Origin of the sequence: Leptospira weilii (assembly GCF_006874765.1) — a bacterium.
GTDB classification, from domain to species: Bacteria; Spirochaetota; Leptospiria; order Leptospirales; family Leptospiraceae; genus Leptospira; species Leptospira weilii.
On record NZ_CP040840.1, the window covers coordinates 2,545,339 to 2,552,500 of the forward strand.

Annotated in this window: 10 protein-coding genes and 5 pseudogenes (1 of these 15 cut by a window edge); 9 read left to right on the forward strand and 6 right to left on the reverse strand. The window is 39.4% G+C overall.

Features of this window, described 5'->3' with window-relative positions; all coding sequences use genetic code 11:
- Positions 1-3: 3 nt before the first annotated feature.
- The 8 genes from FHG67_RS12270 (at position 4) to FHG67_RS12305 (ending at position 3,340) form a co-directional block, all read left to right on the forward strand.
- Entirely contained in the window at positions 4-597 is a 594-nt protein-coding gene (locus FHG67_RS12270) for a hypothetical protein (RefSeq protein WP_004497346.1), read from the forward strand.
- On the forward strand, positions 594-962 hold the full coding sequence (locus FHG67_RS12275; protein ID WP_004497285.1) for a hypothetical protein: 369 nt from the start codon (positions 594-596) through the stop codon (positions 960-962). The genes FHG67_RS12270 and FHG67_RS12275 overlap by 4 nt, the downstream gene beginning before the upstream one ends.
- On the forward strand, positions 955-1,359 hold the full coding sequence (locus FHG67_RS12280) for a hypothetical protein (protein WP_004501312.1): 405 nt from the start codon (positions 955-957) through the stop codon (positions 1,357-1,359). The genes FHG67_RS12275 and FHG67_RS12280 overlap by 8 nt, the downstream gene beginning before the upstream one ends.
- Entirely contained in the window at positions 1,359-1,793 is a 435-nt protein-coding gene (locus tag FHG67_RS12285) for a hypothetical protein (RefSeq protein ID WP_004501323.1), read from the forward strand. Before FHG67_RS12280 ends, FHG67_RS12285 begins: the two co-directional genes overlap by 1 nt.
- A 14-nt stretch (positions 1,794-1,807) precedes the next feature.
- Positions 1,808-2,272, forward strand: coding sequence for a hypothetical protein (locus FHG67_RS12290; RefSeq protein ID WP_004501347.1), 465 nt, complete (start codon positions 1,808-1,810; stop codon positions 2,270-2,272).
- On the forward strand, positions 2,272-2,706 hold the full coding sequence (locus FHG67_RS12295) for a M15 family metallopeptidase (protein WP_004501330.1): 435 nt from the start codon (positions 2,272-2,274) through the stop codon (positions 2,704-2,706). The genes FHG67_RS12290 and FHG67_RS12295 overlap by 1 nt, the downstream gene beginning before the upstream one ends.
- A complete protein-coding gene (locus FHG67_RS22405) occupies positions 2,661-2,861 on the forward strand; it encodes a hypothetical protein (protein ID WP_004501342.1) in 201 nt (66 codons plus the stop codon). Before FHG67_RS12295 ends, FHG67_RS22405 begins: the two co-directional genes overlap by 46 nt.
- A gap of 284 nt (positions 2,862-3,145) precedes the next feature.
- A complete protein-coding gene (locus FHG67_RS12305) occupies positions 3,146-3,340 on the forward strand; it encodes a hypothetical protein (RefSeq protein ID WP_004501346.1) in 195 nt (64 codons plus the stop codon).
- A 219-nt stretch (positions 3,341-3,559) separates the two neighbouring features.
- On the opposite strand, the pseudogene FHG67_RS12310 reads toward FHG67_RS12305, so the two are convergent.
- Positions 3,560-3,853, reverse strand: a pseudogene (locus FHG67_RS12310) (transposase); the annotation flags it as partial.
- Between the two features lie 10 nt (positions 3,854-3,863).
- Positions 3,864-4,361, reverse strand: a pseudogene (locus tag FHG67_RS12315) (IS66 family transposase); the annotation flags it as partial.
- Between the two features lie 56 nt (positions 4,362-4,417).
- Between FHG67_RS12315 and FHG67_RS12320 the strand changes: the two are divergent.
- Positions 4,418-5,419: pseudogene (locus FHG67_RS12320) on the forward strand (IS630 family transposase).
- An 18-nt stretch (positions 5,420-5,437) separates the two neighbouring features.
- Here the strand turns inward: FHG67_RS12320 and FHG67_RS12325 are convergent.
- The 4 genes and pseudogenes from FHG67_RS12325 to FHG67_RS12340 form a co-directional block, all read right to left on the reverse strand.
- Positions 5,438-6,355: pseudogene (locus FHG67_RS12325) on the reverse strand (transposase); the annotation flags it as partial.
- A 42-nt stretch (positions 6,356-6,397) separates the two neighbouring features.
- Entirely contained in the window at positions 6,398-6,745 is a 348-nt protein-coding gene (gene tnpB, locus FHG67_RS12330; RefSeq protein ID WP_142499651.1) for an IS66 family insertion sequence element accessory protein TnpB, read from the reverse strand.
- Complete coding sequence (gene tnpA / locus FHG67_RS12335; protein WP_036074796.1) at positions 6,736-7,023, reverse strand: IS66 family insertion sequence element accessory protein TnpA; 288 nt, start codon at positions 7,021-7,023, stop codon at positions 6,736-6,738. Before tnpA ends, tnpB begins: the two co-directional genes overlap by 10 nt.
- A gap of 62 nt (positions 7,024-7,085) precedes the next feature.
- Positions 7,086-7,162 (reverse strand): annotated as a pseudogene (locus FHG67_RS12340) (transposase) (its annotated part continues 145 nt past the right edge of the window); the annotation flags it as partial.

The window sequence follows — 7,162 nt, forward strand, 5'->3', positions numbered from 1 at the left end:
ATTATGGAAACCGTATATTTAGAAATGATTAAGTTTATTAATGAGGGTTCCATTTTCAGAGTCCTTCTCGTTCTATTTTCATTTTTTTCGTTTCTACTCCTTGCGGGTGTTGGGTTTTTGTGGTTTAAAAATCCGGAATTAATTTCAGAAATCTTGCACACGCTATCACTCAAAAAATCCCCGGAGGTGATCATCGAACCTGGGCCTCAGTTCCACCAGGTTGATCTAATCCGGGGTCTTTTTTCTATGTCACTGGATTTCAATTTCACGGAGAAGGGGGCGAATTTGCGTTTCCCTCCGTATATGAGAACGCGGGTAGAAGACGGTCTGGGTGAGTTGTTACAAACGATCGTTTCGTCTGTTCGAGAGGTTTCCACCGAGAACCGTCAAATCGAATTCGATTTTACGAATACGTTAGTCGTAAATCCGTATTCTGCGAATTCTATTTTCGAGGTCATCGAGGACGTTCAGACAAACAACGGTGTCTATCTCGTTTTGTCGTTTCGTGGAAAACATCTAAAAGAGTTTGAAATGTCGGTTCGAAAACTTCTCTCTCGTTCCGATTCTAAGTCTGTCAATGTGAGGAAAAGAAAATGAAATATATAATTTCAATTTTATTAATACTCTCCTTTGTTTCGTGCGCGTCTTACTCCGAGCAGGTGGAGAAAAACAAAACCGACTTGGACCGGATGGAACAAATCGTATTCGCGTCTAACGATATTCCAAAAAAGGATATGGAGTTTATTAAAAATACTCTTTCTAAAACGAAAGAACTTTTAGACAAAGGGGTTTCGGAGTCCGCGCTTGCGGATCGTTGGAGAGAGTGGATTTTCAATAAATGGCTGTTTGTTTGTCTTTTCGTTTTGGGCGCGATTACGTTTCTCGTTTGGAAATTTAATTCCTTCACGTCCCTGGTCCCGGATTTTTTAAAATTCAATCTTGGAGGAATGGGAAATGCCTGATCCTACGTCCAGCACGAAAGTATTTTTGTTTCGATTGAACAATTGGACAATCGAAAAGGAGAATGCTCTATTAGATAAATTCGAGGCCTATGGTTTAAACGACTACTGGCAGGGATACAATCCGCCGGGTCATCCGACAGCAGTTCGCGGACTGTATTTTGTTCCGGACATACAAGAATTAAAAACACAGGTAGAACGTTTGGTTTCTGAATCTATCACTCTCAACATGAGTATTTTGGGAACGTATGATTTGTTTGATAATCCATTTTCGAACATTGAAAAAAACAAGGATCCGGTTCCGCCGCCGGACATTGAAAAAAATAAAGATCCGGTTCCAATTGCATATATCATATTAGCGATTTTGATTATTTTATTAGTTTTAGGAGTTTTTAAATAATGGCACAACGTTATTATCTCTACTACAAACAAACTGGAAGCGGGAACTTGGTTGTTGGAAAACCTTCCGGTTATTCCAACTTTCTACACAACCCCGACGTCAAACGGATGAGTTTTATTTTACCCGAAAACCAGGGCAAAGCGCAAGAATCGATTGGAAGATTTGTGCAAGACTTTCAGAGACTCAACGCCGGTCGGTTTGCGATTGCAAGCGCGGTTACCGGATCAGTTTCGCAACCGACTCCTGGACCCGGTCCCACTCCGAAACCTCCCGTGGGTGGAACGGATCCAAAACCTCCATCTACTACAATTACAAATTCCGGGAAAATAGAGCCGGAGAAAAAGGATGAGAACAACAACGCGGTTATTATTGTTATCGCGATCGTTCTCGGTATCGTATACGGTCCTAAGTTTTTAAAAAAGCGGAAACGGTAAGAAAAAAATAAAATATGTCGATGCCCGAATATTCAGACTTATTCGATTTCAAATATACACCTAAGGGGATTGTATATCATGCGATTGATTTCTCCGGTTATTCTGGCACTGTGAATATTCCGGATTCTCTACGGTTATATAACGGATTCTTTGAAGATTCGGAAAAGCGTAGGATCGGGTTTCGTGTTCAAAACGGTTCGACCTATCGAGAAACAAACATTGCAAATATTTATTCAACTGATCCTCAGATTCCGGTTTTTAACAAAATCTTTTCACAAGAAAATTCGAATATTCCAAATTTCAATACTGTAATTAAAACATATGATTTTGATTCCGGTGGTCCGTCCGCTCCGTTACCTACGTCGTTAGTCGAATGGCTGGAAAAGAATTTTCAGGATGTTAAGACAATTCTGATTATTATTCTCTGTATCTATGCCGGTTGGAAAATTTTCGGTAATGATATCATGGGTCGGAAGTAGTGGCCGTCATTTCCTCTCTCGAATCTGTGGATCCGCGTCTCGTTTCGTTTTTCCAGGATTTGAAACGGACGCTTCCCGGCGTTTATGTTTTCGAGTCCCGCCGGTCGTGGGCAAGGCAAGCGAAACTTTATGCGGCCTGCAAGACAGGAACCGGTTCTTGTCCGGCGGCCGCGCCTGGAAGTTCCGCGCACCAATTCGGTCGTGCGTTGGATATCAACGGTTTTAGCGCGGAAAAGGACCGAAAATCAATTGAATCCGTTCTAGTACGTCATCCGGATATTGAGTGGGGTATCGATTGGAAACAATCAGACCCGCCGCATTTTCAAATTCGAAACTGGAGCAAAGGGCTTTCGTTCTCTGAAAAAATCTTCGATGGAGGTTTGTGGGTATGGGCTGTAATTGCAATCATTCTAATATACATTCTGAGTCGTTAAACGGGGAACTCGGGGTATGGCCGTTTGATTGGATCGAACAAAGGGCAACTCAGTTCTGTTTGGAAAAGGCGTATGACCATATCACGCCGGTTGTTGTGTTTGTTATCTGTATTGTTTTGATTCTCGTTTTGGGCGGGCGGCTTACGTGGGGTTAAATATATGAACAAGGTTCTCGAACAAGTATTTAATTCCTAATTTGGGAATATGTCTACTCGTAGAGTGTTTCTCATCTCCTTCCCCGTGAAACGTGTGATTTACCCGTTTCACAGTCCATTTTTCAGTATCCCGAAATAGAATAGGAAATACGTTTTAAATGTAAAATGGGAATATGTCGCCCAAAATATATGAGACATTTTTCCCGATGAGACAGAATTTTTTCGTTGACTTTCGTAATATCAGTAATATCAATAATTGTACCCATTGAAAAAGGAGGTGATACATGTTGGCAACCAAAGGAATTACTGTTAGATTAGATGAACGCACTTTGGATCGTTTTGAAAGATTAGCTCAAAAAGCCGAGAAATCGGCGTTCGGAAGCCTTTCAACCGGTTCAATTCAGGATCTAATTCGGCGACTCGTAGCAAACGAACTCGATCGATTAGAGAACAAGGTTGCCAATTCAACCAGAGCATAACCACTAAACTATATTATTTAGATATGCCTGTTCTGAATTGGGACATAAAATGACGGCATAATATATATTACGGGTTATTTAGGAGACATATCCTCAACTTCCCATAATAGGTATTATGTCGTATTATGAACAAATGTTCATGTGCGGCATAATACATCCTTTACACATCATACTCAATACAAGCTTTACAAAAAGAAACGTAACTAACGTGAGTTCGGTCTAATTAGAGATTAAAAGTTGTAAATTATCTTTGGATTTCAAATTCAAAGAAGGTTTTTTTGGAAAAAAGGAATATGCAACTAACCCGCTTAATAAATTAACGGCCCAATTGAAAAAGCTTCGATGTCTAGTATGTTGAATCTGACAGATATTTTTGAGTTCATCATTTACGGATTCAATGATAGCTCTTTTTCTTAGAAGGATTTTATCAACTAAGGGCATTAATTTATTTTTCATATTCTTTTTTAATTTTGTAATGAGTTGAATTCCCTTTTCATAAAGACTTTCAAACAAATGTAAGCGCCTAATGAAGCCCAGTCTCTCTGAATTGAGGTAAATCCTTGCAAGCAAGAGTTCTCGGGTGCGTTTCCCAAGATTTAAAAAGCTCCCGCAAAAACGCATATGGATCGAAACCTGCGAGCTTCGCACACTGAATCAGAGAATAAAAGCCCGCACTCGCAGTTGCCCCTTCTGGACAACCAGAGAAAAGCCCGTTCTTTCTACCGACAACAAAAGGACGAATATCATTCTCGACAAGATTCGTATCCAACTGTAACTCGGGATGATCTAAAAACAAAATCAACTTTTCCCATTGACCGGCAAGATACGAAAGAGCCTTCCCCATCGAAGATTTGGGAGCGACCTCGACGATCCGCTTGTTCATCCAAGAACGAATCACGTTAACAATTGGCTTGGATTCCGATTGTCTCAGACTTAAATGCTCTTCCGAAGATAACTTAGCCTTCGACTCGACTGCATACAATTTACCGATCTCTTTAACAATCCATTGTGTCGGAGCATTACTGATCCCTACAAAAAAGAGTACCAAAAATATATCCATCATATCCCATTGTCATAATGCAAAGCTTAGAAAGGGAAAAGTTAAAACGTTTGGAAAAACGTAGGTTGAAGTGAATTTGCTCTCTTGAAAAAGGGCTACACGTGCTACGGAGTATCAAAAAAGCTTGGCGTACGTAAACAATCGGTAATGCGTTGGCGAGATAAATATGAATCGGAAGGAATCGAAGGAGTAAAATGGAATGGCCAACGAGGTCGACCGACCAAATTGAGCATTTCAGAGAAGAAAGAATTAAAAAGAATCATCTTGAAAGGTCCGATAAGTAACGGTTATCCGAATGAACTTTGGTCAACGTATCGCGTATCGGAAATCATACGAAAAAAATTCGGAGTAACGTATCATCAAGATTATGTGGGAACTCTCTTGCATCAATTAGGGTTTTCGTATCAAAAACCTAAAAAAAGAGCGTTGGAAAGAGATGAAAATGCAATTGAAACTTGGAAAACGAAAACTTGGCCCGGTATAAAAAAAAAGCAGAGAATGAAGGGTTTAAGGTCATATTTTTAGATGAAAGCGGAATCAGCCAGAATCCATATACGGTAAAAACTTGGAGCTTAATCGGAAAGACACCGATTCTTCGTCACAAGATGTCTTGGAAAAAGTTATCAGTAATAGGCGCTATTTCTAAAAAAGATTTTTACTTCCAGATCATAAGAGGCTCTGTTAAAAGCCGGGATCTTATTTATTTTTTAAAGATACTTCTAAAGGAAAATCGCAAAAAGATTTTAATAGTCTGGGATAATCTATCTGCCCATAAAAGCAAAGCAATGAATGAATTTTTAAAAGAGAATGAGAAAAGGCTTCGAGTGGAATTTTTGCCTCCTTATGCTCCGGAATTAAATCCGCAAGAATATATCTGATGTCGTTGGAAGAAAAACTATATGGCTAATTTTTGTCCGGAGAATCTTAGCCAATTGATTCAAAGAACTAAATCTACTTTAGGAATATTGAAATCAAATACAATCAGTTTCGATAGTTATTGGAGACAAGCTGGTATTTAGGTACCATTTTTTATAGGGATCAGTAATAAACCCTCGAATCACCCACATATACGATTTGGATGTATTAGGTTTTTCTTCTTCGTTTAACACTTGAAGAACCGTCTCATCAATTTGTAAATACTTCGATTTGAAAAGTTCTTTTCTCACATCCTCAATCATCGGAGAAATTTTTTCAAAAACTTGAATCACAGTATTGGAAAGAGTGCTTCTTGATATATCCACTCCCGATCTTTGGAGAATTCCAACTTGTCTGTAAAACGGAAGGGCATCCGCAAATTTCTGAGTGAGTGTGTAAGCTAAGAATCCGGAAGAAAGCATACTCTTCTCTGCAATCTGAGCAGGAACCGGAGCAATCCTGACAACCGGAAGAGATTCATCCGAAGTTCCTTCGCAATGTTTGCAAGCATACTTGGGACGAATATGAACTTCGACTTGAACTTTTGCGGGAATAATATCTAACTTTTCGGATTTCTCTTCTCCAATGCGAGTCAGTTCGTGTCCGCAAGAACAAATTTTCTCAGATTCGGGAATGTCGTGTAACATTGTAATTCGAGGAAGATATTCAGGGAACGGTTTTCTTTCAGGCTTCTTTCTCGTGTGGCTTTTGACAGGTGTGAAAAGACTCTTTTCTTCCGGTTCGGGAGAATCTTCCCGCAAGGAACTTTCTATTTCGTTAAATAGAAGCCCTTGGTCTTTTTCGATCTGACTCCATTTCTCCGTCTTTCTGCCGAATAACTGGATCTTCAATCTCTCGATTTGTTCAAGATGTTCGGATTCTTTTAGCTTTTGGAGTCGCAGCTCTTCCCGGTATTCGACTTCCTTCTGTCTTTGAAGCTGTAGTTGTTCCTGGTATTCCAGTATTTTATTCTTCTCGAATATAATGATTCTTTTTAGCTCTTCTACATCATCCGGAAGTGAGTTCATATCGAAAGACATGGTGTCTCACTTTTCGTATGATTCCGATATGAGTCAATCCTTTCAGCTTACTTTTTTGTATTTTAATTTCTTGTGCTCTTTAAAGAAATCGATTCCGTTCAATAGCCAATCTAATCTTTCCACAGGAATCTTTTGAACTTCTTCCTCCGTATTCGGCCAAGGAAATTTACTTTCCTCCAATCTCTTCTGCCAAAGACAAAATCCACTCCTGTCCCAGTAGAGCATTTTTAATTTGTCTTTCTTGCGATTGCAGAATAAAAATAGGCTTTCTTCATACGGATCTTTCTTCATTTTACCTTCTACGATCATCGCAAGTGTATTGATCGACTTTCTTAAATCCGTGACTCCAGGTCGCAAATACACTTTTCTATTGCCAGGATTTAGCTCCATTGCTTTAAACCAAGTTGAAGATTGATTGCGAGATGTGCCTTGCCTGATGAATCTATTTTAAAGATTAAAAATTCAGGTCCGAAAGCAGAGCTAACGTTTACTACTGAATTAGGAACTTCCACAAAGCCGTCTTTGTCCTGTTTTTTTAATCGTCTCTCCCAATGGTAGCGGAACGTTGTGTATTTGAGTCGCCTTTCTTTACAATACTGAGGCTGGGAAAGCCCGCTTTTGGAAAATGCCTCAAACTCTTTTGGCCAGTCGATAGTCGTTTTTTTCATCAAAAGAAGTTTAGCAGATTTTTTACGATAGTGAAAGATGGGGTTCATTAGGCGCTTACAAACAAAGATTGACTGATATAACCTTTATCTCCAAAAAGTTTACCGTAAATATTTTTAGAAAATGGAAAAATCACTTTCG